Here is a 25,037-nt window from a genome sequence, read left to right on the forward strand (position 1 = left end):
TCTATCGTTTGAGGATATCAGCGTAGTCGCTGATTATTAAGTGGTCAACATTGTATAGGGATCTTTGAAATGGAAAACATGACATACACTTGTGAGCGTACTATACCTACTGCCCATCAGAGCGGGTTACAGTTAATTTATTCTAAACTGGCGGCTTGGAGAAGGAACTATAAGACACGTCGTCATTTGAGAGAGTTACCAAAGCACCTTTGGGACGATATTGGATTAGGTGAAAGGGAGATTAGTTGTGAAGTGAGTAAGCCATTCTGGAGAGAGTAGTTTATGAGTTTGATTCAAGCTCAAAGTTAAGTTGCACTCCCCAATGGTGTTGAGGAGTGCAAGCAAAATTACAAGTCTTCTTCCCACACGACCAATTCATCTTTTGGCCAATTGTGGCCTATCTCATGATACTTTTGTTCGAGCACATGACGTTTAATTTTAAGCGTTGGCGTCAGTACGCCATTTTCTATACTCCAAGGTTCTTTAATCATTAACACACCTTTGATTTGCTCATGAGAGGCGAGTTCTTGATTCATCCTGGCAATAACTTTACGTGTGGTACGTGCGTATCGCTCTCGATCAAAGTTAGGGAAGTCATGTGGCACAACCAAAAGAATCGGAGCGGGTAGCCCTAAACCGATGAGACACATCATCTCTACGCGACTGTACTCGAAAAGCTTTTTCTCGATAGGAACCGGAGAGACAAATTTACCTTTGGCGGTTTTGAAGTTATCTTTTTTACGGCCTTGAATCGTTAGATAACCATCTGAGTCGATAGCGCCGATATCGCCTGTGTGTAGCCAGCCCTCTGAATCAAAAGACTCTTGGGTGGCAATGTCATTTTTGTAGTAGCCAGAAAATAGCCCTTTGCCACGCACCATGATTTCATCATCAGCTGCGATTTTTAACTCAATGCCTGGCCCTGCATTACCGACACTACCAATTTTGTCAGCTCTAAATGGGTAGTTGAGCGTGCTGTAGGCAAATGATTCCGTCATCCCCCAAGCCTCTGTGATATCAAGGCCCACTGAGTGGTACCATTCCAACAGCGCTGGCGAGACAGGTGCAGAGCCACAGCCTAATACTCGAGCCTGATCTAAACCTAGACCATCTGCTAGCTTTTTCTTGATCAAAGAATTGACGAATGGGATTTTCAACAGAATATTGAGCTTCTTCTGTGGAAGTTTGTCTTGAATACGTTGCTGGAATAGCGTCCATAATCGTGGGACGGAGATAAACAGAGTTGGTCGGTGCATCTTCACATCTTCGATAAAAGTGTCCAGTGACTCTGGAAATGCTGTTGGCACGCCACCCATAATCGATGAACCGAAGATATAAACACGCTCTGTAATATGAGCGAGCGGTAAATAAGAGAACAATCGGTCGTTTTCTTGGATACCAATATGATTGATCAGTTGCTGAACAGACCAACTGAATGCGCCGTAAGTTAGCATCGCGCCTTTCGGTAACCCTGATGTGCCTGAGGTATACACCAACGACATTAGCTTGTCATCGTAATGCTGCGGACGCTCTTCACTTGGCATTGCATCTGCAATGAGCGCTTGGTATTCGTGCTTACACTTTGGTGCCGTGTCATAAGGTAGAGCGATGCTAATGAGTTCAGGCATAGCATCAATGACTTGCTGAGTTGCTTTGGGATCATCGAGTTTTCCGCCAATGATCGCTTTACTTTCACTATGAGTCACACAGTATTCGATGGTATCTGCACCGGCGGTAGGAAAGATTGGCACACTGACATAGTCACCAAGCATCATAGCAAGATCGCAAATAAACCATTCTGCACAGTTTTTAGATACTAACGCAACTTTGTCGCCAGGCTTTACACCAAGCGAGCGTAGTGCGCTGACAAGTTTTAAGGCTTGATCTGCAACATCAGAGAATGTGTACTCAACAAACTGTCGGTTAATAATTTGTTTTAGGTAGACCTCATTTGGACGCTCTTGAGCCCATTTGAGGATCATTTCATTTGGTGGTGGGAGAGCGCAACCAGCAGCGCTATTTAGATTCGGCTGATTCATTTTAAGTGACTCCATGTCTTCTCATTGTATTTATAATTGTTAACGCATTGTTAACTTTAGCATGTTAAATCGCGACACGGGAATGCATTTTGATGAAATATGTGGGGAAGATAGCGTTAGTTATGGTTGAAGTCGGAGCGACTCGATCTAAAAAGCAATGTGATTGATGCTACGCAAAAGAGAACAGGCTTTTCAGCTGTTATGTCATACCGACTTCATACTAAGAGCACAGGTAAGCAATTTATTTTATTAATAATATTGCGAAAACATAGAATCTATCCTAATTATTTATTAACTAGTGGCTTAGTGTTGAAGATAAGTATAAATGTCTCCTAATTTCTTCAAAGCGCCAAACTTAAAGGTATGTCGTGGTTTTGAAGTAGCTATACTAATCTTACTTTGGAAAGTTAGGAGCTTCACCTCAAGCTATTGCCTGAGATTACTTGGGTACGATCATCAGCAAAAGGAAAGATGTGATGTTACGGAAGACTTTACTGGGTACCTATCTTTGTAGTTTATTCATTGCGGGGAATGCATATGGTGCTGAAGGAGATGATATTCCTCAGCGTGCCCAAACGGTTGGTGATGTTATTGAGCGCCCAGGCGTTCTCACACCTAAAGGTAAATGGTCATTTGATTCGTCTTTAAGCTATACACAAAACTCTTCAAACAAAGTATCTGTTGTTGGGTATACAGTCTTACCAACTCTGATTGTTGGGCGAATTGAAGTGAGTGATTCGGATAGGACTACAGTAACCGTTGGATTAACTGCTCGGTACGGTTTAACAAACGCCACAGAGTTAGAAGTTAGAGTGCCGTATGTGTATCGTAATGACCAAGTTTCTACGCGCCCCATTCAAGATGGTTCAAACAGTGAAGTAGTAAACACAACGGTGGATGGCGGAGGGCTTGGTGATGTAGAGTTCGCATTGAGGCACCAGTTTAACTTTGAGTCTGCGCCATACTGGGTAGGTGGCCTTAGAGTAAAGTCGGATACAGGACGATCGCCTTATGATGTTTCTATTGAAGATGGAAGCAACTCATTTAGTGATGTCCCTACAGGTTCGGGTTTTTGGAGTTTTGAGCCTAATTTATCTCTTATTCACCCTGTTGATCCTGCGGTCTTGTTCGCTAGTCTAAGTTATATTTATAACTTAGAGGATACTGTTACAGTTGGCGACACAAAAGCTGATGTTGAACTTGGAGACACTATTTCTCTTTCAGGGGGAATGGGGTTTGCGGTGAATCCTGATCTTTCATTCTCTTTAGGACTTAGCCATAAAACTATTTTAAAAAGCAAAGTAAATGGCAGATCGGCAGATGATGCTAAGTTGCTTCAATTAGATGCATTAACTTTTGGTATAAACTATGCCTTTAGTGAACGCTCATCTATCAATGTTAGTGCTCAAGCTGGTCTTACAGAAGATACTCCCGACTTTCAATTAACAGTACGAGTACCTTTTAATTTGTAAAATGGATATTAGGCCCTTGAGTCTTGGGCCTAATTTATCGTTAGCGCCTAGTGTTCGCATTATAAATTGATTGGATTATATTGGATAAAGTAGGTATATATTCTTAAAATGATGGTGGCCGATTGATATATCGAACTTTCTTTTGGTATGTAATCATAGATATCAGTCGTTTCTAATATCAAAGAAGCTTAACGTGACAATTTTTCAGATAAAAATGGAAATGCTCATTGAAGGTGGTTCAATAAGGCGTCTTCTAATTGTTGGTTTGCTTTGATTTCCCGTATTACCCCATTTACTTGAGCATCAATGTCTACGAGCGTGCTAAGTCCAATAATACTGTTATCTTTCGTGTTTTGAATAATATTGATAATACTTGAATTTATAAAGTCTGAACTTATTATATTAGGATTTTGAGACGAAGGCATTTTGGGTGAATCTATAGAATCATCTCCAATAATATTGCCTTCACCAAATTGTATGATGTTAACAATACCCTGGTTGAAAACATCTCCACTTTGATTTTCACTATTTGCGCTAATGTTTTTTAAATTACCATTTTCAATTACTAAGTTGGCAATATTTGTGTTCAAAATATCATCGCCATTTATAGTCGTAGTAATGCTTAATCCAATATTAATAATATACTCGTCCGTAATTTGGAAACCACCTCGATATTCTTCTAAAGATAAATTTGAAAGAGGAGTAAGTTCTTTCAGGCCAACATCTTTAGCATTCACATTAAAATGAGGTATTAGCATACAAAGCACTAACAAAAATTTATTGTAGTTCATAATGTAGGCCTTTCAGGTTGTTAAGTTCTTAAAGTTATTTAAAACAATGTTATATTAATTTTCACCGGAAACTGGGAGAGTAATGCTAAATACCCCTAAGGAATCTCTAGACACTCCTGTTTTTAATGGTGATCTTTGATATACGGTGAAATTATCATTGGTTATAAAGCTAGACCGTCCCATTTCCGCTTCGTTACGGACCAGTAACACAATTCCTTGGTAATATTTTTCAAACTCATCCAGTTTCATTATCATGGTTCCTCTAGAAGGGTCTCCTAGAATAACTGAGTGATTGTTTATACCTCTGATGACAACAAAATGCATATACCCGTCGAAATTAACGAGAGTAATCCCAGGGACGCCGACTTCTTTAATTTTCTCCAGTCCTACTTGAAAGCCGTCAGAACGTAACCCTATGGAATCCAAGTAAAACTTCATATCCAACAAAGAAAAACCTTTCTCTTTGATTTTTTCTTTATCACCTTTTTCAAACATGCTTTTGAAGATATCTTGTTCAGATGACTCTGTTGCATAATGAAAAGTGAGAAGAGAAGCCAGGGCGGCAGAGCCACAGCTGAAGTCATACTGTTGGCGAAAAACATCACCGAACACTATTTCTTTGTAGCTTTTAACAGGAACAGAGTAATGTGCTCGGTAAGGTAGCAGTTCTAGTGAAATGGCTGATGCTGAATAAACGAGCATCAGCCAAATTAAGTTATTTAATACTTTCATATTGTTTACTTGAGTGTCAGGTTAACGACGGTAGAGTTCTGGATTAAAACGTTGTTTCCGCTGTTCTGAATTACGTTGGATATACCCGAACTGTCTGCGAACGCTCCACTTGATAGTATATTGTTACCACTCACGGTGTTTGACGCGACATTATCTGACGAAATACCATTGATATCTGATTCTGCATAAACCAAGTCGAGTTCAACATTTTGTCCACCTCTTGATTCATTCATGATATCCAAGCTAACTTCTCCGCCAGATAATGCAATGTCATCAGCGAGTGCAGTGCAGGCAACTATCATACTCAAAGTACAGATTGCCAAACGCATCGCTTTCTCCTACTAGTCGGTTACTCACCCCCAGTAAACACACTTGCATTAGTTGTAACAGATTGTTGTACAAGTGAATTTGAACCAGCATTCTGACCAACGGTAGTAATACCAGCTGCACCACCAAGACCACCAAGGGTGTTCATGTTTTCAACTCGAACTCGAGTATCATCCGCGTTAGTTGCATAAATAACTGATGCACCTGTAACACCACCCATTAGGCTTGAGCTCGCAACAACCATATCTGTATCCATATGGACTTGATTGAAGCTATCAACATTTGTTGAGCTCGAGTCACTTTGATAGTTACTATTGTCGTTAAAGCTGTTCGAGTTTGTTGTGCTTGAATCAGCGTAGCTACGGTTATCACTCTGGTTACGGTTGTCGCTTTGATTACGATTATCGCTGTTATCGTTAAAGCTACTGTTGATACTAGAGTCACTGTTGTCGTTGTTGCTACGTCTTACAGTAGTACTAGAGTCGCTGTTGTCGTTGTGGCTTCTATTTGTGTTAGTACTTGAATCACTACTATCACTATTTAGGCTCACATCAAGATCAGCACTGGTACTGTTGTCGTTAGCGTTAGACGTACTATTGTCGTTGTGGCTTTGAGCTGTGTTAGTGCTCGAGTTTGAGTTGTCGCTGTTGTTATTAAAGCTGTCATCAACACCAAGAGTTGCACTGTTGTCAGTGTCGCTGTTGTCGTTGAAGCTATGACCAATACCTAGTGACGCACTATTATCGCTGTTGTCGTTGAAGCTATCACCAACACCGAGAGATGCGCTATTGTCACTGTTATCATTGAAGCTGCCAGATAAACCGATATCGGTATTAGCGCTGTCAGTCCATTGCATGTTGTCGTCTCCATCATCGATCTCATTCGCGATTAGAGAGCCACTAAATAAAATTGCTGACATTGCTAAAGCAAGCCCTGTTTTGTTTAGAGTCATAACGATTACTCCATTTCCTGTTATTCCTGATTAAAAATGACTGCACTTAACTTCTTGCTGCTTCCTTCAAATGTTGTGGGAAGCGATGAAATTATAAGAAAGGATCAGTGAAAGCTGTTCTCATTATTGAGAATGATTCAGGCTGGAAGGGAGTATTTAGGTGCGTCTCTTTAAGGTGTTAAAGAAAAAAATAACATAATCATAATGTTATTTTTTGTATTTACTTTAAGTACTCATCAAGTATGAAATGAAGCCAATATAAAGAAGTAATTCGTTCTATTGCACTGAGCGGAGCAGTCATCCATTTTTTATAAATGGTATTTTATCCAATTATTATCTTTATTATTTAATATTATAAATCATATCCTTATGCTAACACAGGTTGAAAAGTATGGATAAAAACACAACAGGTTCATACTTTTTAAGTCTTTTTCGGTGCTGAAAAGCAATGCGATATCATTCTGAAGTGCTATATTTTCTACTTAAAATGAAGATAAATTCTCTTTGCTATCCCCAATTAATTTTCTAACGGGGGTTGGTGAAACAGGTAAGTTAATGTGGTGGGACTATGGAAAAGAAGCACTTGATACTGCTAGCTGAGAGTAATTTACAAAGTAACTTAATAAAAAAACAACTATCTTCCATTCATGATGTCGATGTAAAGATAATGCAACCAGATGAAGTGGTGTTCAGAAGTCACTCACTCAGTATCGATTTGATGTTTATTGATTACGATTTTATGCGTCAGCTTGAAGTACAAGGAAAGTTACCAGATTTTGATCTATTTGGGTGGTCCTTTATGCTTCACAACGTCCCTTGTGAAAAAGTACAAACGGACTTACTGCATTGGAAGTTGTTAAAAGGAATTTTGCTCCGAAGTGCATCAGTGACACATATATGTGATGGCGCGGAATACGTACTGAAAGGTGGGTTGTGGCTACCAAGAATGTACCTAGAGAAGTTAGTCCTCAATTATCGGCATGCAAATTTGTCCGAAGAACAGCAGCATGATGAGTTAACATGCAGAGAAAAACAGATTCTAGAGCTACTTGTGTACGGCATTTCAAATCAACAAATTGCTTCAAGACTTTTTTTATCTGAAAGTACAGTGAAAAGCCATATATACAAGTTGTACAAAAAACTCGATGTCCATTCTCGTCATGATGCAGTTAAGTTGGTAAGAATGAACAATGGCTTAACCGAGAGAAGTTAAGTCATAATTTGTGATGCTCTTTTTATCGGGGTCTGTTCCGTTTTCACTATCTAATCTAATCTAAGCAAGGGCACTCGTATTTGAGTGCCCGTGGTTTATCTAGATTCAATAGTTGGCGTATCAGCAGGCTACATCATGCCCGTGACAAGGCCTGCTGCCACAAAAAACACGATCATCCATAGTACCGAAAGGTTGAGCTTTTTGTGTAGATAGAAACCCGCAATCACTAACGCCATGTCGATGGGAGCAACAACTGCGCTGCTAAATACTGGCTGGTAAAGTGCCGCGAGTAGTAACCCTACTACCGAGGCATTTACACCGTTGATGGCGCCGGAGACCAGCGGTTTGCCTGCCAGTGCTTGCCAGTTTTTAAGAACGCCAAGCAGTAAAAGAAACCCTGGGAGGAATACGCCAAGCGTTGCGATCAGAGCGCCTAAAATTGGCGTATCCGAAAGCTCATAACCGATAAAAGTCGCAAAGGTGAACATTGGCCCCGGTACAGCTTGTGCAGCGGCGTAGCCTGTTAAAAATGCATCTTGGCTGAGCTGGTCGCCAACAATGTTTTGCAGAAGCGGCAGAACCACATGACCGCCACCAAACACTAAGCTACCAGCTTGGAAAAAATCACTAAACAGCCCAAGCAAAGGTAACGTATGAGCCACTAACGGTAAGCCGAGTAAAAGCACCGCAAATAGAGCCAATGGCGCGATAGACGGTTTAAACGACTCGGCTGATGGCGCGGAGTCTTTCTTTAGATATCGCATTCCGACAAAACCTGCTGCGATCAACACGAACATTTGCGTCATGATGCTTGGTGCCACCAGCAACGCAATCGCAGTCGCGACGCACACACCCGCGGTCAGTTTACTTTGGCAGAAGTTTTTGTACATGCCCCAAGTCGCATCCGCCACGACGACGACTGCGAGCAGTTTTAGGCCGTGAACGATGTTTTGGAACACTGCGGTGTCGGTGATTTGGCTGCTCACCATCGCCAGCGCCAACATGATGGCCACTGAAGGAAGCGTGAATCCGACAAATGCTGCGCATGCGCCACCTAAACCGCCACGTTTATAGCCTAAAGCAAAGCCAACTTGGCTTGAGCCCGGTCCCGGCAAAAACTGACTGAGCGCGACAATTTGCGCGTACTCGCTGTCATCAAGCCATTTCAGTTTCTCAACAAATGTTTGGCGAAAATAACCAATATGAGCCGCAGGGCCGCCGAAGCTGAACCAACCCAGCCAGAAAAAAGTTTTGAATATGGTGAACATGTCGAACCTGTTTATCTAAAAAGCATTGTTGCTAATTTATCGAATGCTCTAAAATGACTCAAATTGATGATTTTAATTTCATCTATGAATGAAATGGGATGAGGATGTTGGAGTGAAAGAGGACATTCAGTGGCGCAACATTGACTTGAACTTATTGGTGACGTTTTCCTACTTGTATCGCTATCGAAGCGTTAGCGTCGCGGCAGAGAAAAGTTACGTTAGCCAGTCGGCGATGAGTCATAGTTTGTCTCGTTTAAGGTTGTTGTTTGACGACCCGCTTTTTGAGCGAAAAGGGCACAAGATGGAGCCCACCGAGCACGCTCACCACATCGCGCCAACTGTGCATCACTTATTGGATTCTATCGCCAAAGACTTGCTCACTAAGTCTGCCTTCCAACCTGAAAATTACGCGGGTGTATGTCGCATCGGGTTAACGGATTATGCCGAGTTTATCTTTGCTCCTCGGCTTTATGACGAAATACGCCAGCGCGCCCCAGAGGCGCAGATCAGTTTTATTAACGTCAATCGTAGCAACTACGTGGCATTAACTGAGCATGAAAAGCTCGATGTCATTATTGGCAGCATGCCGGTGTTGGATGACAACTTTGAGAGCTTATACTTGTACACCGAAAAGCACGTGTGCATGTGTGATAAACAGGTATTGCAAGGGGAAACACAGCTGTCTCTGGAAGCGTTCGCGAACATAGAGCAAGCTCTGGTAAGTCCCGATGGGAGCTTAAAGACACAAGTAGACCAAAAGCTCGCAGAACATGGCTTGAGCCGCAAAGTCACCGTGGCGTCGCGCAACTTTCTCACTATTCGGCATCTATTGAAAAAGCGCGATCTCATTGCCATCGTGCCAGAAAAAATGGCGTTGGCGGAGGGCTTTTCGGACGATCTCATTACTGTTAAGCCGCCGATCGCCGTTGCGGATTTTGATATTGCCATGCTGTGGCATTCCAGCCGAAACAATGAAGACAAAGGCATTTGGCTACGCGAGTTGGTTTCTTCGACCATCACCTCTCACATATAACAAAGGGCACCAAAGGGTGCCCAGAATGTTTGTCATTGAGAGTCTGTGTTATACCGCTTGCGAAGCTGGCGCGGCTTCTTTTATACGCTCTTCCTGATTCAATGATTTTTCGTATTGGCTGTACTTCCACCAGGCAAAGCCAAGGAAAATCACGATACCGCCAACGTTGTAGAAAATGATGGTCATGATGTCGGCCCCAGTAGGGAAGGTCGATGCTAAGAAACCAACCGTAAAGATAGCGATCAGTACCGATACGGTAGCGATGCCCATTTTGCGTGAGCCCATTTTGAAATCACGCTCGACGTGATCCAGTTTTAAGCGCAGATTCAGGTACGCCAACATGATGAACAGCGGTGGCAGCATCGAAGCGGCTGCCGTCATGTTGATTACGGTGTTCATCAGATCTTGAGCGGTGTTAGAACCTAATGTTGGGATGATCATCAGTGGGATAACGATAAGGAATTGATACCAAGCTGCGCGAGCTGGTACGCCGTTTTCGTTCAGCTCTACGGTTTTCTTACCAAAAATGCCTTCTGGAATCTCAGAGAAGAAGATTTTCACTGGCGTTGCTGTCCACATCAGTAGAGAGCCAAACATAGCGGTGAAGGATACCAAGCCTACGAAGCGGTTCATCAATATTTCTGGCAAACCAAAGTACGCAGCCAAACCTTCAAATACTTGAACCGATCCGCCCGTGTATTTTAGGGTTTCGCTAGGAACAAATACGTTAATCAAAACAGACGCAATTGAGTAAAGCACGCCGATAAAGATACCTGCGATGATGATGACTTTAACGAACGATTTCGAGCCGCCTTTTACATCGTTTACGTAAACCGCGACCGATTCCGCACCGCCTGCCGCCATAAAGATCCATGTAGTAATGCCTAAAAATGCCCAGCTGAAATCAGGGATCATCGCTTCTACAGTAATTGGGTCAGCCGGTTCTACACCGCCGATCAACGCTGCGCCAGCCAGTAAAATGTACGACATTGTCAGTAGCAGCATGAGGGAGGAGGTCACCGACGTAATTGGCCCCAACATTTTCGCTCCGTTTGTCGATACGTAGGTCGCAAACGCAAACAAAATCATACTGAGCACGGTAGTGGTGAATGGCGTCAGAATGTATTCATAGCCCAAGAACGCGTAAGACGCATAAGCGATAACACGCGGCAGCAAGGACGTGAAGAAGAATAGGTTAACGAACCAGTAAGTGTAGGCAGAGATAAACGCCCAGCGACCGCCAAGTGAGCTTTTTACCCATGCGTAGACCCCCGCTTCAGAATCTTTATTCAGAGATACGAATTCTGCGATGATCAAACAGAAAGGGATGAAATAAAAAATGGTCGCCAGAAAGAACATTGGCGCAGACGCTAGACCGATCTCGATGTTGTTATTGATTACGTTATTAAAGCTAAATACTGCAGCAAAGGTGAGGGACAACAACCCGAATTTGCCTATCGTATTACGTTTGGATTCAGACATGTTCTATCTCCGGTTAATCACGTTGGAATTGTAGGGAGGAAGGGCTTGTAATGCTGTGACCACAGCCCTTCTCTTGTTTTATTTATTTAGGAAGTAGCCATCTTCGATGGTCACTTTGAGCACCACTTTTCTTACGCGGTTGTCTCCATGGAAGCGGTACGCTTCACTGTTTTCAAAAATCGCCACTTGGCCTTCGCAAAGCTCACGTGTTTCACCCTGACCAGAAAAAAATTCGCGGTCAGTTTCATCACGATAAGTTTGTTCTCGTGTCAACGCGGTTTTATCCGCGAACTCAACGGTTTCTCGGCCTTCGAGGTAGTAATGCACATCGAAGTAACGACGGTTACCGATGAACATTTCGGTTTGTTTCGCGATGCCATCTTCAACCATGTACACCAGTGAATCGCCAATCGAGTGCATCACGCCATCTTTGATGTTGCCGATGTTGCCAATGGCTTCCACACAGCGGTTCCATTTACGACCGTTGCGATATACCTGTTTGAATTGCTCTAAGCTGTCTAACACGATCATGGATTACGCCTCGTTGACTGATTGAGTATTGGTTTGAGTGAAAAATGCGTTGTCGAAATCATGGTTTGCCATCACTTGTGCGTTGCAATCGCCTGCTTGCAGTGGCATCAGCGTCAAACCGTAACGGAACTCGTCCATGTACACGCGGTAAGAGTCGAGCACTTCACTGCCCCATGAGTTCGAGCCTAACCCCATCACTTGATGGTCAAGATTAAGGGTGATGTAGCCACTCTTTTCTAGCTCGATCGTATGTTGCGCTTCATGCAGATTTTGGTTGGTGTAGAACCACGCGCTGAAGTTGATTTCTTGCTGAGGTTTCACCAATAACCCTGTGCCATGACGGTTGGTGAGCGATGCCCAGCGCACGTGTTGGCGGTTGCCGTTGTTTTGCGGGAACGGGTAGTTCTCGAACATGTCCGCCACATTGGTGTGGTAAACATCAATGAGGTTAGCTTGGCGACTGTCTTGGTAGTTTTCTTCTGGGCCGCGACCGTAGTAACTCACTTGATCAAAGCTGCCGTTGATGCCCAAATCCAAGCCGATGACCGGAATCACGTGAGGGTAGTCGCCGTAGCGTTCGCCACTCAGTTCCACGTTCAAATGGCCTTGAGCATTGATTTGATAGCGATAGGTACAACGCATGCCAAAATCAAAGACCGGCGGCGCAATGATGCTGGTGGTCGTAATCAAGACGGAATCATTGGTTGCTTCCACAGCAAGTGTGCGGAAGTGCTCCTGCATGATTTGCAGATGCGCTGGATGCCACAAACCTTCATACTCTTGTTTGTGGTTATCAATCATCGGTTTGAAGAAGTTCAGTCTCGGCTCTGATTGAATGATCTCTTCGCCATTTACGCGCCAAGAAGTCAGCTTGCCGTTTACTTTCGAGAAAGTAAGCGCGAAGTTATGACCTGTGATCACGTGCTCTAGGCGGCTTTCTTCAAGCGCCAAGGGTTGAATATTGTGGTTGACCAGCGCAGGCAACGTCGCGGTGTTTTCTTTCAGTTGGAACTGATACACCGCAATTTCATGGTTGGCTTCGCTGTAAAGCGTGCGACTGTCTTTGCGTACGGTGAAGTTAACAAAGGCTTCGCGCTCATCCAATTCTGGCAAGTCGATGGTCACTTCACGTTCGCTGTTGGCGACCAAAGCTTCGACTTTGAATTGCACGCTACGCAGGGTTTCACCTTCGGCACGCACGTCAGCAGTAATGGTGTAATCATCGAGGCTGGTGAACCACAATTTGTTCTCAACGATAAAGCGGTCATGGCAACCTTCAACGGCGCGGATTTTCACCGGTGCAATGACTTGTTTGTATTCTTTGAGACCTGGGCCTGGGGTTTGATCTGGGTAAATCAGACCATCCATGCAGAAGTTGTAGTTGTTTGGGTAGTCGCCGTAATCGCCGCCATATTTGTAGAACTCTTGGCCGTGTTCATCACGCGCTAGAATGCCGTGATCACACCATTCCCAAACGTAGTGACCTTGAATGTGGTCGTGCGCATAGAACACGTTTTGGTATTCGGTTAAACCACCCGGCCCGTTACCCATCGCGTGTGCGTATTCGCAGATAATGCGTGGCTTCTCGTGTGGGTGTTCGCCAAAGTAATTCATCAGTTGAGCGCGTGAGTACATAGTGGAAATCACATCCACCACTTCAGCATCGCGGTCTTCTTCGTAGTGAACCAAACGGGTGTCATCAATTGCTTTGGTCGCGGTATACATCGCACGGATGTTACAGCCATAACCCGATTCGTTACCGAGTGACCACATGATGATCGATGGGTGGTTTTTCTGTGCGTGCACATGGCGCACTGCGCGATCAACAAACACCGCTTCCCATGCTGGATCATTGGTGATACGGCTCAGGTCGCCAACGTTGGCAAAGCCGTGGGTTTCCACATCGGTTTCTGCCATCACAAACAGGCCGTAAATATCACATAACTCGTAGAAGCGTGGGTCGTTCGGGTAGTGTGCGGTGCGAACCGAGTTGATGTTGTGTTGCTTCATCAAAATCAGATCTTTTTCCACGCGGTCCATGCCCACTGCGCGACCTTTTAGGTGGTCGTTGTCATGACGGTTTACACCATGCAGCATCACGTATTGATTGTTGATGTAAAACAGGCCATCGCGCACTTTGATGTCACGGAAACCCACTCGTTGTGGGATCACTTCCACTACGTTGCCTTGGTGATCTTTTAAGGTGATGAACAAGTGGTAAAGGTAAGGATTTTCAGCCGTCCAATGCGTTGGATTCACCATATCAATCGCAAAGCTTGTTGAGTGGTGGTTTTGGATAGTCAGTGAATCGCATTGACCACTGGCTACGACAGTGCCTTTGTCATGCAGCGCGTATTCCAGCGTATAGCCAGACGCGATAGCGGTGGAAAGGTTTTCCAATTCGATTTGAGCACTGAGCGTCGCACTTTGGTAATCGTCGGCGAAATCGGTGCGAATTGTTAGGTCTTGGACGTGAATGTTCTCTTTTCCGATTAGGTAAACATCACGGAATATCCCCGCCGTCCACCACATGTCTTGGTCTTCAATGTAAGTGGAATCGGCCCACTGCATCACGCGTACAGAGAGTAAGTTTTCGCCTTGTTGGACGAACTTGGAAATGTCGAATTCCGCTGTGAGTCGGCTGCCTTTACTAAAGCCGACGTACTCGCCGTTTATGTACACTTCAAAGTAGGTTTCCACGCCGTCGAACTTGATGATGGTTTGTTGGTTATCCCACTGTGGACCAAGTGTAAATGTGCGTTGATAAGCGCCCGTTGGGTTGTCGGTTGGTACAAACGGGACGTCGATCGGGAATGGGAAGCCTTCATCGGTGTATTGTAGATCGCCGTGACCTTCCATTTGCCACATGTTTGGGACGGTAATGTGTCCCCAGTCGTTCATTGTTTGTGAGTAAAACTCATCAGGTACCAACATTGGGTTGGTGAAATAACGGAATGTCCATTGGCCGCTGAGCAACATAAAGCGGCGACTCAGTTCACGTTGAAAGGTTTGTGCGCTCTGAACAGAGTCGTAGGAGAAAAAGTACGCACGCGGTGCCATACGATTCTCGTGTAAGTGTTGGAAGTTTTCCCAATTGTGCACGTTTTGATCTCCCCTCGGCTTGGTGCGCTTATGTTGGAGTGCGGATTGGTTTCATCGCGGCTCAACATCAGTGCAAAAATAACGGCCGATGTATTGTGAAAAATGCTTATGAATAATCTGAGAAAGATATTAGTAAAAGTTTTACTAAAATAAATTAGTGAAAACGTTTTACTTTAACTTGGTCACGTTTTAAATGACCAATGTTGAGCAAGATGTGATCAGCGTAAAGGAATGCGTTCTAGATTGTTTTGGAAAGTAAAAACAGTAAAAATTCGGTAGAAAGTAAAAGAAGAAATAAAAAAGCACTGAAAATTCAGTGCCTTATTTGAGCAGTTTTGAGGGTGTTTTTATCGAGTTGTGCCGCGTAGCTTGAGCTTGCTTGGAACGTACACTTGAAGGGGCAGTGCGCGTCCGTCACGGTATTTTTCTACTAACAAGTTCACGCCTTGAATACCCATCATTTCAGAATGAATACGAACGGTAGATAGAGGTGGGAAGGTAAAGCGCGCGGTAGGAATGTCGTTCACGCTGATCAGCGCAATATCATCAGGAATGTTTAAACCAAACTCATGCACTGCTCGTAACACACCAATCGCAATGGAGTCCGAAGCAATGAACATCGCTTTTGGGAAATCGCCTTTGGCCAGCATCTCTTTCGCTAAGTCATAACCGGACAAGCTAGAGAAATCGCCACGATAAATGTCGTCTTCAGAAACCACACCTTTTAGACTGCCGTAGTCCACAAACGCATTTTCACGAATGTCTGCGGTGTTGGGCTCGTCTTGTCCACCAATAAATCCGATACGCTCGTAGCCTTGTTGTACAAAGAAATCAACCACTTGCTTGCTGATTCTTACAAGATCGATATCAACGCAATCGTAAGGACTAGTTGGATCTGAAAAGTCGATGTAACAGATGCTATCGGCTAGGCGTTTAGGTAACTTATTGACCACCTTTTGGTCGACTTTTCCGACTAAAAGGACACCCGTGATCTTTTGCGTTTCAACATCAATTTCGCTGTTGTAGCAATTGGTTAGCGTAATGCCGAGTTTGTCGCACTGAGTTTCAATCCCATGACGAATCGACAAGTAGTACGGGTCGTTCACTTCTGCTTCTTGTTTGTAATTGTACAAGGCCAAAAAGTGATGTTTTTGCTTGGCTTCTTTGGTGGCTTTCTTCGAGCTGCTGGTGCGGTACTCCAGCTTTTCTGCGATTTCTAAAATGCGGCGTTTGGTTTCTTCTTTAACGCTCAACGTCGGATCGTCATTCAAAACTCGCGATACGGTTGCAAGTGAGACGCCCGCTTCAGTGGCTATATCTTTTAGTGTTGCCATGTACATTTCCCGTTGGCATTGCTCACAGTCCAAGTGAGAACTCAATAATCTGGCTATTGTAAACAGCTACTTAGGGATGCACAAACTTTTAGTAAAATCGTGCGATCCACGAAAGAGAGCGGTATCTGCTCGACTCATCTTCACTGCTCATCATCCTCCTGGTTTAATTTAACTAAAGTCAGCATCTAAAATAAGGCTTTTGTGTAATTTTGTGGAAACGTTTACACAATTTGAATTCGATCACGGATCTGGATCGAGATTGGTTGCTAGACTTTTAGCCAGTTAAGAAATGGGCGTACCGATTCGATGCAATGGCGATTGGCTTTTAGCGCATCAGAGTGAGGTATGAACAGAAAGCAGCAAACGTGGAGAAGCAAAAGTGAAAGTTCTTGTCACAGGCGGTATGGGATACATCGGTAGTCACACTTGCGTTCAGATGATTGAAGCGGGAATGGAACCTATCATCGTTGATAACTTGTGTAACGCCAATCTGGAAGTGTTAAACCGTATTGAAGCGCTGACAGGCAAACAGCCTGCGTTCCACCAAGGTGACATCCGTGACGAAGCATTTTTGGATACGCTGTTCGCGCAGCACGACATCCAAGCCGTGATCCACTTTGCTGGCCTCAAAGCGGTTGGCGAATCGGTGGCAAAACCACTTGAGTACTACGACAACAACGTCAATGGCTCATTGGTGTTGGCGCGCAGCATGCGTAAAGCGGGCGTGAAAAGCATCGTATTCAGCTCATCGGCAACGGTTTACGGTGACCCAGAAATAGTGCCGATTACGGAAGATTCACCAACAGGCGCAACCACCAATCCATACGGACGCAGCAAATATATGGTGGAGCAGTGCTTAAGCGATCTGTTCCATGCTGAAAACGACTGGAGCATCACCTTACTGCGTTACTTCAACCCAGTTGGCGCGCACTCATCGGGCTGCATGGGGGAAGACCCACAAGGTATTCCTAATAACCTGATGCCATTTATCGCCCAAGTCGCTGTTGGTCGCCGAGAAAAACTCTTGGTATTCGGTAACGACTATCCAACCCCTGACGGCACTGGCGTACGTGATTACATCCATGTGATGGATCTGGCCGACGGCCATATTGCGGCTTTGAAATCGGTGGGTGAGAAATCGGGTTTGCACATTTACAACTTAGGTACAGGTAAAGGCTCGAGCGTACTTGAGATGGTGGATGCGTTCGCGACCGCTTGCGGTAAACCAGTGCCTTACGAGTTATGCCCGCGTCGTCCTGGGGATATTGCTGAATGTTGGGCAAGCACGGAAAAAGCCGAGCGTGAACTAGGCTGGAAAGCAACACGCACGGTGGCTGAAATGACCGCTGATACGTGGAACTGGCAGTCAAAAAATCCCAATGGCTATTCCCCTAGTTTGAAGAATTTTAAAGAGTTGAGTAAGTAACATGTCGAATGTCGAATTTAACCCAGTGGATCATCCACACCGCCGTTACAACCCTCTGACTGGGCAATGGATTTTGGTTTCACCTCACCGTGCTAAACGCCCTTGGAGCGGCGCAGATGAAAAGCCCGCATTGGATGAGCTACCAAGCTATGACGGTAAATGTTTCCTTTGTCCAACCAACGAACGTATCTCTGGCGATGTTAATCCAGACTACCAAGGCACCTATGTGTTCAATAACGATTTTGCTGCGCTGATGGTGGATTCACCAGATGCACCGGAGTCAAACAACCCGCTATTCAAAACGCAAGGCGTGCGTGGTTTGAGCCGAGTGATTTGCTTCTCGCCAGATCACAGCAAAACCTTACCGGAGCTGCCAGTGGATAAAATTCGTGGCGTGATTGATACATGGAATGAGCAAATTGAAGAGCTCGGCAAAGAGTACGTTTGGGTTCAGGCGTTCGAAAACAAAGGTGAAACCATGGGCTGTTCTCAGCCGCATCCACACGGTCAAATCTGGGCGAACAGCTTCTTACCAAATGAGATCGAGCGCAAAGAGCACAACCTAAAAGCGTACTACCAAGAACACGGCAGCAACTTGCTGGTAGATTACGTGCAAGCGGAACTCAAAGACGGCTCACGCATTGTGGTGGAAACCGAACACTGGCTGGCGGTGGTGCCTTACTGGGCTGCTTGGCCGTTCGAAACCATGTTGTTGCCGAAAACGCACATTCGTCGTATGAGCGAACTCAGCGATGAGCAACGAGACGATTTAGCGCGAGCGATTAAGAAGCTGACCAGCCGTTACGACAATTTATTCCAATGCTCTTTCCCTTACTCGATGGGCTGGCACTACGCGCCGTTTTTTGACCAAGGTACAGACATCGACCATTGGCAGCTTCATGCACTTTTCTATCCGCCACTACTGCGCAGTGCCACGGTTCGTAAGTTCATGGTGGGCTACGAAATGCTGGCAGAAAGCCAACGCGATCTCACCGCAGAGCAAGCCGCGCAGCGTCTGCGTGATGTGAGTGATGTCCACTACAAAGAATGCTAAGTCTTTAAATTGGACTGATTACGAATAACGGGATAGCGCGACTTTACAGATAGAAAGTTAGGCTCAACGCGCTATCCCACACAAATTACTATTTTAAGAGAACGTCCCTATGTCTGAACTTATCCAAAATGTGAAAGCGTCATTTGAGCAAGTGTTGGGCTACGCACCTAGCCATATTATCCAAGCGCCTGGTCGTGTGAACTTGATTGGTGAGCACACCGATTACAACGATGGTTTTGTCCTACCGTGTGCCATTAACTACCAAACGGTCTTGGCGGCGGCAAAGCGTGAAGACAATATTGTGCGTGTGGTGTCGGTCGATTATGGCAACGCAGTGGACGAATTCGATATCACGCAAGCCATTACCTTCCAGCAAGACAAAATGTGGGCGAACTACATTCGCGGCGTGGTGAAGTGTCTTCTGGCGCGTGGCTACCAGTTTACTGGAGCGGATATTTCAGTCAGTGGCAACGTACCTCAAGGCGCGGGTTTGAGCTCATCGGCGGCATTGGAAGTGGTGATCGGTCAAACGTTTAAAGTGCTGTTCAATCTTGAAATCAGCCAAGCCGAAATTGCGTTAAACGGTCAGCAAGCAGAGAACGAATTCGTCGGTTGTAACTGCGGCATCATGGACCAAATGATTTCAGCGGAAGGGCGTGAAAATCACGCGATGCTATTGGACTGCCGTAGCCTAGAAACGGAATCGGTTTCCATGCCAGAAGAGATGGCAGTCGTGATCATCAACTCGAATAAAAAACGTGGTTTGGTCGACAGCGAATACAACACTCGTCGTCAGCAATGTGAAGAAGCGGCGCGTATTTTCGGTGTGAAAGCTTTGCGTGATGTGACGATTGAGCAGTTCAACGAGAAAGTCGCTGAGCTGGATGAAATGGTGGCCAAACGTGCCCGTCATGTCATCACAGAAAACGATCGTACGGTAGAAGCGGCGCAAGCGCTACGAGCACACGACATGAAGCGCATGGGTGAGCTGATGGCCGAGTCTCATGCCTCGATGCGCGATGATTTCGAAATTACGGTAAAAGAAATCGATACGCTGGTGGAGATAGTCAAAGAGGTGATCGGCGATCAAGGCGGCGTGCGCATGACTGGCGGTGGCTTTGGTGGTTGCATCGTGGCACTTGTACCGCCAGCACTGGTTGATGATGTGAAAGCGGCAGTTGAAGCGAAATACCAAGCGGCTACGGGCTTAAAAGAGTCGATTTATGTCTGCCAAGCCAAAAATGGTGCGGGTTTGGTTGAAGTGCTGTAAGGAATGATGATGAAAGCCTATTTTCAACAACTAGAACAAGCGATGGCGCAAACGCCGTCGTTTGATGGCCAAACTGCGACTCTGATTCATTTGACCAACGCGAATGGTATGACAGCGTCGTTTATGGATATTGGTGCGACGTGGTTGAGTTGCACATTACCGGTAAATGGTGAAAACCGTGAAGTGTTGTTGCGCTCACCAAATATGGCTGAACACATGAAGCAAGACGCTTACTTCGGTGCCATTGTTGGCCGCTTTGCTAACCGAATTGCGAAGGGGCAGTTTGAGATAGACGGAGAGAAGTATCAACTTGGTATCAATAACGGTGAAAACTCACTGCACGGTGGCCTAGAAGGGTTTGATAAACGCCGCTGGAAGGTTGAAGAGCAAAATGATCAACAGGTCACTTTTTCACTTCGCTCCCCGGACGGTGACCAAGGCTATCCGGGAAACCTCGATGTGAAGGTGATGTACACGCTCACTGACGAGAATGAACTAGCTATCGCCTATGATGCTAAGACCGACAAAACATCGCCAGTGAATTTAACCAATCATGCCTACTTTAACTTGGCTGGTGAGGCGAGCCGCGCGAAAAGTTTGGATCATACTTTACAGCTCAATGCTGGGTATTACTTGCCAACGGATGCGGGGTTAATTCCTACCGGTGAACAAAAACCAGTTTCGGGTACCAGTTTCGATTTCACCGAACCAAAATCGATTGGCCAAGAATTTCTTGCCGAGCAAGATCAGAAAACTGCTGGTGGCTACGATCACGCCTTTGTATTCATGCCTGAAGTGACCGATGGCGTGTCTGTCACTGCGGTTTTAATTGCACCAAAAGAAGATGTGGTGATGAAGGTGAAAACCACCAAGCCTGCCATCCAGTTTTATTCAGGGAATTTCTTAGCCGGTACGCCCGGTGCAAGTAAAACTTACGAACGCTATGACGGCCTAGCATTGGAAACGCAATACTTTCCAGACGGGCCAAACAAACCAGAATGGGGACTCAACAATGGGGTGTTGATCTCTGGGGATTGCTATCAGCATCAAACTACTTATCAGTTTGAATTTTAGATAGCACTTCTGCCCTTTGAACTTGCAGCGGCAGCGATGCTGCAACTCCAACGACTTTGGGTGTTATGGTGGGCTACATGCCCACCTTTTTTGTTTTTGATATGTATTTTTACTAGGAAGTTTAAATCACTTTCCTCACTTTCGACACAATACTGTACGGTGGATGATCCCCGTAATTTCCTACTTATTACTCTTCGTTTTACCTTTATTGTTATCGTTTACATTTTTGTTGATTTTAGAGAGTTTTAATTAAATGACACTTCTCTTAATATTTGTGATCTTTAGCTCGTTATAAGGTTTTTAGCGTAATATGTATCAATATGTGTGATTTGAGTTACATTTCATTTGAGTGGTAACGTTTACACTTTGCGGCGTAAACAAAACTACAGGATGAAACTGATGTCGAATATAGAACATGGTCTAAGCTTTATCGACATAATGGTCTTCGCCATTTATGTCGCAATTATCATTGGGGTCGGACTTTGGGTATCTCGTGATAAAAAAGGCACTCAGAAAAGTACGGAAGATTATTTCTTGGCGGGAAAATCTTTGCCTTGGTGGGCTGTCGGTGCTTCGCTAATTGCTGCAAATATTTCTGCGGAACAATTTATAGGAATGTCTGGTTCAGGCTATTCAATCGGCTTGGCTATCGCATCTTATGAATGGATGTCGGCAATAACATTGATTATTGTTGGTAAGTACTTTCTACCTATTTTCATTGAAAAAGGAATCTATACCATTCCCGAATTTGTTGAAAAACGCTTCAATAAAAAACTAAAAACAATTTTGGCCGTTTTTTGGATTTCCTTGTACATTTTTGTAAACCTAACTTCAGTACTGTATTTGGGTGGTTTGGCTCTCGAAACCATTTTGGGTATTCCGTTGATGTACTCAATTCTAGGTCTTGCGCTATTTGCGTTGGTGTACTCAATTTACGGAGGTTTATCGGCAGTAGTATGGACCGATGTCATCCAAGTGTTCTTCTTAGTTTTGGGTGGTTTTATGACTACCTACATGGCAGTGAGCTTTATTGGTGGTACGGACGGTTGGTTCGCTGGGTTGTCTAAAATGGTCGATGCCGCTCCAGGCCACTTTGAGATGATCTTGGATCAAAGTAATCCACAATACATGAACCTTCCTGGTATTGCCGTATTAATTGGTGGTCTTTGGGTAGCAAACTTATACTATTGGGGATTTAACCAGTACATTATTCAAAGAACGCTTGCTGCAAAATCAGTATCGGAAGCTCAGAAAGGTATTGTTTTTGCTGCATTTTTGAAACTTATCGTTCCGTTTCTCGTGGTATTGCCAGGTATTGCCGCTTACGTTATTACTTCGGACCCAAAACTAATGGCAAGTCTTGGTGATATTGCAGCAACAAACCTTCCAAGTGCTGCTCATGCGGATAAAGCATATCCTTGGTTGACTCAATTCTTGCCTGTTGGTGTTAAAGGGGTTGTTTTTGCGGCTCTTGCTGCTGCAATTGTTTCTTCACTAGCATCAATGCTTAACTCAACTGCCACTATCTTCACCATGGATATTTACAAAGAGTATATCTCCCCAGACTCCGGAGACCACAAGCTGGTGAACGTTGGGCGTACTGCGGCTGTTGCGGCATTGATTATTGCCTGCCTAATTGCCCCAATGTTAGGTGGTATTGGCCAGGCATTCCAATACATCCAAGAATATACAGGTTTAGTTAGCCCTGGCATTTTGGCTGTATTCTTACTTGGCTTATTCTGGAAGAAAACAACCAGTAAAGGGGCTATTATTGGTGTCGTAGCATCAATACCATTTGCTTTGTTCTTGAAATTTATGCCACTTTCCATGCCATTTATGGATCAAATGCTATACACATTATTGTTTACAATGGTTGTTATCGCATTTACAAGTTTGAGCACATCAATTAATGATGATGATCCTAAAGGTATTAGTGTTACATCATCGATGTTTGTAACAGATCGAAGCTTTAATATCGCTTCTTACGGCATAATGATTGTTTTGGCAGTGTTATATACATTGTTCTGGTAAAACCATTCTTTATTATACTCCGCTCTTTTTTGAGCGGAGTTTTTCTAATTAAAAGAGTGTCATATGGATTCAACCTTGCTGCCAAATGTCGTTTCTTTTTTTAAAACGATAGAGCCATTTCATTTACTTCCTGACCATGTTCTTGATGCTATCGCTACGAACACAGATATTGTTTATTGGGGAAAGGGAGAGAGCGTCTCCTTAGTTATGCCTGAAGGAAAAAATTTATATATTATTCGATCTGGAGTTATCGAACAGAGATTTCCTAATGGTGAATTAAGAGCTAGATTAGGCGAAAATGATGTATTTGGATTTAATTTAGAACAGGATAAATATAAAGTAAAAACCATTGAAAATTGTTTAATATATAAAATTAATTATGCGTTCTTACTAAAAGAAGTTTCGAATTTTAAAAATGTTGTTAACCAGCTTGCAATCCGTGCAAGTCAACGTCTCACTTCAAGTATTAATGCACAGTATTCACAAGCAGAAAAAAGCCTGTTTTTTAAAAGGGCTAGAGATTTAGCCAATCATAATGTTGTGGTGGTGCATACAAACCAAAGTATCCAGCAAGTGGCACAAATCATGAGTAAAAAAGGCTGCACTTGTGCCTTGGTTACCAATGACAATGCCTTGGTTGGAGTGGTTACCGAGACTGACATGACAAGTAGAGTGGTTGCTGAGGCGCTTAATATCTATAGACCTGTTGAGGATATTATGAACGCTCATCCTCAGAGTGTTGACCAAAATGAGCCCGTGATTTCTGTGCTCAATCTGATGATGAAACACAATATTCGTAATATCCCTGTTCTTGACAAAAATAAACAGGTTTTAGGTTTGATTAGCCCTCAAGAGTTAGTTCAGAGGCATGGCATCCAGGCTGTTTTTTTGATTGAAAAAATCAGTAAGTGTAATAGCCTAGAGTCGCTTTCATTGTTAGTAAACGAACGTCAGGCAGTGTTTGAGGCTATGATAGAATCGCATTTGCCAGCCAATGTAATTGGGCAAGTTTTAATGATGATTTATGATGCCTTTACCTGTCGATTGATTAAATTAGCAGAAAGAAACGTGGGTTTACCTCCTTGTAATTATGCTTGGTTAGCGGCGGGTTCGCATGCGAGAGGAGAGGTTCACTTAGGTTCTGATCAAGATAACGCTTTAGTACTTGATGACTCAGCAACAGAAAGTGACCGAATTTATTTTCGACATTTTGCTATGTATATATGTAAAGGATTAGCGGAATGCGGGTATCCTTTGTGTAATGGGCGTTTTATGGCGGCTACACCAAAGTGGAATCAGCCATTATTCATCTGGAAGCAGCTCTACAGAAAATGGGCAAACAATCCAGAATACAATATGTTACTAAATCTTAATGTCTTTCTTGAAGTGCGCTTTGTTTCCGGGGATAGGTCACTATTTGATGAACTAAATAGTGAACGCGAGCGGTGTACCAAAAATAACCCTCATTTAATCGCAGCCTTAGTTAGAAATTTAATATCACACCGTCCACCACTAGGGATATTCAATAACTTAGTGTTAGAAAACAATGGTCACAACGAAAAATCGCTGAATATTAAAAAGTCTGCGATTGGTCTGGTGGTCGATATCGCTAGAATTTATGCTCTTCATAAAGGCGGAGGTATGTTGTCTACGGAAGAAAGATTCGATTTTGCGTATGATACAGGATTGATTAATAGCACTTCACATCAAGACTTGATAGGGACTTATCGTTATGTAACGCAATTACGTTACTCACATCAGCTGCAATGCTTACAAGGTGGAAAGCCAGTAACGAATGCTATATTTCCTGAGCATTTTGGCAGCTTTGAAAGACAACACCTCAAAGATGCTTTTCGCATAATACGCGGTTATCAAGACACGTTAAAAATGAAATTTGGCTCTTAGT

Annotated in this window: 20 protein-coding genes; 10 read left to right on the forward strand and 10 right to left on the reverse strand. The window is 44.0% G+C overall.

Features of this window, described 5'->3' with window-relative positions:
- The first annotated feature begins 78 nt into the window (after nt 1–78).
- A complete protein-coding gene (locus tag R8N47_RS02715) occupies nt 79–279 on the forward strand; it encodes a DUF1127 domain-containing protein (protein WP_242412955.1) in 201 nt (66 codons plus the stop codon).
- Nucleotides 280–347: 68 nt separating this feature from the next.
- Here the strand turns inward: R8N47_RS02715 and R8N47_RS02720 are convergent, their stop codons facing one another.
- Nucleotides 348–2,039: an AMP-binding protein gene (locus tag R8N47_RS02720; protein WP_005391687.1), complete on the reverse strand. Its 1,692-nt coding sequence runs from the start codon at nt 2,037–2,039 to the stop codon at nt 348–350.
- 476 nt (nt 2,040–2,515) lie between these two features.
- On the opposite strand from R8N47_RS02720, the gene R8N47_RS02725 reads away from it, so the two are divergent.
- Nucleotides 2,516–3,511 carry a transporter gene (locus R8N47_RS02725; RefSeq protein ID WP_005380160.1) on the forward strand — a complete coding sequence of 332 codons (996 nt, stop codon included), beginning with the start codon at nt 2,516–2,518 and terminating at the stop codon, nt 3,509–3,511.
- 224 nt (nt 3,512–3,735) lie between these two features.
- Here R8N47_RS02725 and R8N47_RS02730 read toward each other — a convergent pair whose 3' ends face one another.
- Genes R8N47_RS02730 through R8N47_RS02745 form a run of 4 tightly spaced genes read right to left on the reverse strand, consistent with a single transcriptional unit; the run spans nt 3,736 to nt 6,313 of the window.
- Nucleotides 3,736–4,302, reverse strand: a complete 567-nt coding sequence (locus R8N47_RS02730; protein WP_005391689.1) for a hypothetical protein — start codon at nt 4,300–4,302, stop codon at nt 3,736–3,738.
- A 54-nt stretch (nt 4,303–4,356) separates the two neighbouring features.
- A complete protein-coding gene (locus tag R8N47_RS02735; RefSeq protein WP_005380165.1) occupies nt 4,357–5,034 on the reverse strand; it encodes a C39 family peptidase in 678 nt (225 codons plus the stop codon).
- Between the two features lie 5 nt (nt 5,035–5,039).
- Nucleotides 5,040–5,363, reverse strand: coding sequence for a hypothetical protein (locus tag R8N47_RS02740; protein ID WP_005380167.1), 324 nt, complete (start codon nt 5,361–5,363; stop codon nt 5,040–5,042).
- A gap of 20 nt (nt 5,364–5,383) precedes the next feature.
- Complete coding sequence (locus R8N47_RS02745; protein WP_005391691.1) at nt 5,384–6,313, reverse strand: hypothetical protein; 930 nt, start codon at nt 6,311–6,313, stop codon at nt 5,384–5,386.
- A 568-nt stretch (nt 6,314–6,881) separates the two neighbouring features.
- Here R8N47_RS02745 and R8N47_RS02750 point away from each other — a divergent pair.
- Nucleotides 6,882–7,526, forward strand: a complete 645-nt coding sequence (locus R8N47_RS02750) for a helix-turn-helix transcriptional regulator (RefSeq protein WP_005380169.1) — start codon at nt 6,882–6,884, stop codon at nt 7,524–7,526.
- Between the two features lie 128 nt (nt 7,527–7,654).
- Here the strand turns inward: R8N47_RS02750 and chrA are convergent, their stop codons facing one another.
- The gene (gene chrA / locus R8N47_RS02755; protein ID WP_064354266.1) at nt 7,655–8,794 is read right to left on the reverse strand and encodes a chromate efflux transporter; all 1,140 of its coding nucleotides are present in this window, start codon (nt 8,792–8,794) and stop codon (nt 7,655–7,657) included.
- 112 nt (nt 8,795–8,906) lie between these two features.
- Here chrA and R8N47_RS02760 point away from each other — a divergent pair, with 112 nt between their 5' ends.
- Nucleotides 8,907–9,827 carry a LysR family transcriptional regulator gene (locus tag R8N47_RS02760; RefSeq protein WP_064354300.1) on the forward strand — a complete coding sequence of 307 codons (921 nt, stop codon included), beginning with the start codon at nt 8,907–8,909 and terminating at the stop codon, nt 9,825–9,827.
- Nucleotides 9,828–9,875: 48 nt separating this feature from the next.
- On the opposite strand, the gene R8N47_RS02765 is transcribed toward R8N47_RS02760, so the two are convergent.
- The 4 genes from R8N47_RS02765 to ebgR form a co-directional block, all read right to left on the reverse strand.
- Complete coding sequence (locus R8N47_RS02765) at nt 9,876–11,309, reverse strand: amino acid permease (RefSeq protein ID WP_020841215.1); 1,434 nt, start codon at nt 11,307–11,309, stop codon at nt 9,876–9,878.
- A 78-nt stretch (nt 11,310–11,387) separates the two neighbouring features.
- Nucleotides 11,388–11,840, reverse strand: coding sequence for a beta-galactosidase subunit beta (locus tag R8N47_RS02770; RefSeq protein WP_064354265.1), 453 nt, complete (start codon nt 11,838–11,840; stop codon nt 11,388–11,390).
- Between the two features lie 3 nt (nt 11,841–11,843).
- Entirely contained in the window at nt 11,844–14,942 is a 3,099-nt protein-coding gene (ebgA, locus tag R8N47_RS02775; protein ID WP_064354264.1) for a beta-galactosidase subunit alpha, read from the reverse strand.
- Nucleotides 14,943–15,289: 347 nt separating this feature from the next.
- Nucleotides 15,290–16,276 carry a transcriptional regulator EbgR gene (gene ebgR, locus R8N47_RS02780; RefSeq protein WP_005494135.1) on the reverse strand — a complete coding sequence of 329 codons (987 nt, stop codon included), beginning with the start codon at nt 16,274–16,276 and terminating at the stop codon, nt 15,290–15,292.
- 379 nt (nt 16,277–16,655) lie between these two features.
- Here ebgR and galE point away from each other — a divergent pair, with 379 nt between their 5' ends.
- The 6 genes from galE to R8N47_RS02810 all read left to right on the forward strand — a co-directional run bounded on the left by galE (nt 16,656) and on the right by R8N47_RS02810 (nt 25,036).
- A complete protein-coding gene (gene galE, locus R8N47_RS02785) occupies nt 16,656–17,702 on the forward strand; it encodes a UDP-glucose 4-epimerase GalE (protein WP_064354263.1) in 1,047 nt (348 codons plus the stop codon).
- A gap of 1 nt (nt 17,703) precedes the next feature.
- Nucleotides 17,704–18,756 (forward strand): UDP-glucose--hexose-1-phosphate uridylyltransferase, encoded by a 1,053-nt coding sequence (locus R8N47_RS02790; RefSeq protein ID WP_005482347.1) that lies wholly within the window; start codon nt 17,704–17,706, stop codon nt 18,754–18,756.
- A gap of 109 nt (nt 18,757–18,865) precedes the next feature.
- Nucleotides 18,866–20,026 (forward strand): galactokinase, encoded by a 1,161-nt coding sequence (gene galK / locus R8N47_RS02795; protein WP_064354262.1) that lies wholly within the window; start codon nt 18,866–18,868, stop codon nt 20,024–20,026.
- 9 nt (nt 20,027–20,035) lie between these two features.
- Nucleotides 20,036–21,100, forward strand: coding sequence for a galactose-1-epimerase (gene galM, locus R8N47_RS02800; protein WP_064354261.1), 1,065 nt, complete (start codon nt 20,036–20,038; stop codon nt 21,098–21,100).
- 399 nt (nt 21,101–21,499) lie between these two features.
- Complete coding sequence (locus R8N47_RS02805; protein WP_064354260.1) at nt 21,500–23,131, forward strand: sodium/sugar symporter; 1,632 nt, start codon at nt 21,500–21,502, stop codon at nt 23,129–23,131.
- A gap of 63 nt (nt 23,132–23,194) precedes the next feature.
- Nucleotides 23,195–25,036 carry a DUF294 nucleotidyltransferase-like domain-containing protein gene (locus R8N47_RS02810; RefSeq protein WP_064354259.1) on the forward strand — a complete coding sequence of 614 codons (1,842 nt, stop codon included), beginning with the start codon at nt 23,195–23,197 and terminating at the stop codon, nt 25,034–25,036.
- Nucleotide 25,037 lies beyond the last annotated feature (1 nt).

The sequence above is a fragment of the Vibrio sp. 2132-1 genome, from assembly GCF_033344315.1.

Excerpts from the sequence above, each read along its gene's own strand:
- R8N47_RS02715 (WP_242412955.1), top strand. The coding sequence starts at position 79 with ATGACATACACTTGTGAGCGTACTATACCTACTGCCCATCAGAGCGGG.
- R8N47_RS02720 (WP_005391687.1), bottom strand. The coding sequence starts at position 2,039 with ATGAATCAGCCGAATCTAAATAGCGCTGCTGGTTGCGCTCTCCCACCA.
- R8N47_RS02725 (WP_005380160.1), top strand. The coding sequence starts at position 2,516 with ATGTTACGGAAGACTTTACTGGGTACCTATCTTTGTAGTTTATTCATT.
- R8N47_RS02730 (WP_005391689.1), bottom strand. The coding sequence starts at position 4,302 with ATGAACTACAATAAATTTTTGTTAGTGCTTTGTATGCTAATACCTCAT.
- R8N47_RS02735 (WP_005380165.1), bottom strand. The coding sequence starts at position 5,034 with ATGAAAGTATTAAATAACTTAATTTGGCTGATGCTCGTTTATTCAGCA.
- R8N47_RS02740 (WP_005380167.1), bottom strand. The coding sequence starts at position 5,363 with ATGCGTTTGGCAATCTGTACTTTGAGTATGATAGTTGCCTGCACTGCA.
- R8N47_RS02745 (WP_005391691.1), bottom strand. The coding sequence starts at position 6,313 with ATGACTCTAAACAAAACAGGGCTTGCTTTAGCAATGTCAGCAATTTTA.
- R8N47_RS02750 (WP_005380169.1), top strand. The coding sequence starts at position 6,882 with ATGGAAAAGAAGCACTTGATACTGCTAGCTGAGAGTAATTTACAAAGT.
- chrA (WP_064354266.1), bottom strand. The coding sequence starts at position 8,794 with ATGTTCACCATATTCAAAACTTTTTTCTGGCTGGGTTGGTTCAGCTTC.
- R8N47_RS02765 (WP_020841215.1), bottom strand. The coding sequence starts at position 11,309 with ATGTCTGAATCCAAACGTAATACGATAGGCAAATTCGGGTTGTTGTCC.
- R8N47_RS02770 (WP_064354265.1), bottom strand. The coding sequence starts at position 11,840 with ATGATCGTGTTAGACAGCTTAGAGCAATTCAAACAGGTATATCGCAAC.
- ebgR (WP_005494135.1), bottom strand. The coding sequence starts at position 16,276 with ATGGCAACACTAAAAGATATAGCCACTGAAGCGGGCGTCTCACTTGCA.
- R8N47_RS02790 (WP_005482347.1), top strand. The coding sequence starts at position 17,704 with ATGTCGAATGTCGAATTTAACCCAGTGGATCATCCACACCGCCGTTAC.
- galK (WP_064354262.1), top strand. The coding sequence starts at position 18,866 with ATGTCTGAACTTATCCAAAATGTGAAAGCGTCATTTGAGCAAGTGTTG.
- galM (WP_064354261.1), top strand. The coding sequence starts at position 20,036 with ATGAAAGCCTATTTTCAACAACTAGAACAAGCGATGGCGCAAACGCCG.
- R8N47_RS02805 (WP_064354260.1), top strand. The coding sequence starts at position 21,500 with ATGTCGAATATAGAACATGGTCTAAGCTTTATCGACATAATGGTCTTC.
- R8N47_RS02810 (WP_064354259.1), top strand. The coding sequence starts at position 23,195 with ATGGATTCAACCTTGCTGCCAAATGTCGTTTCTTTTTTTAAAACGATA.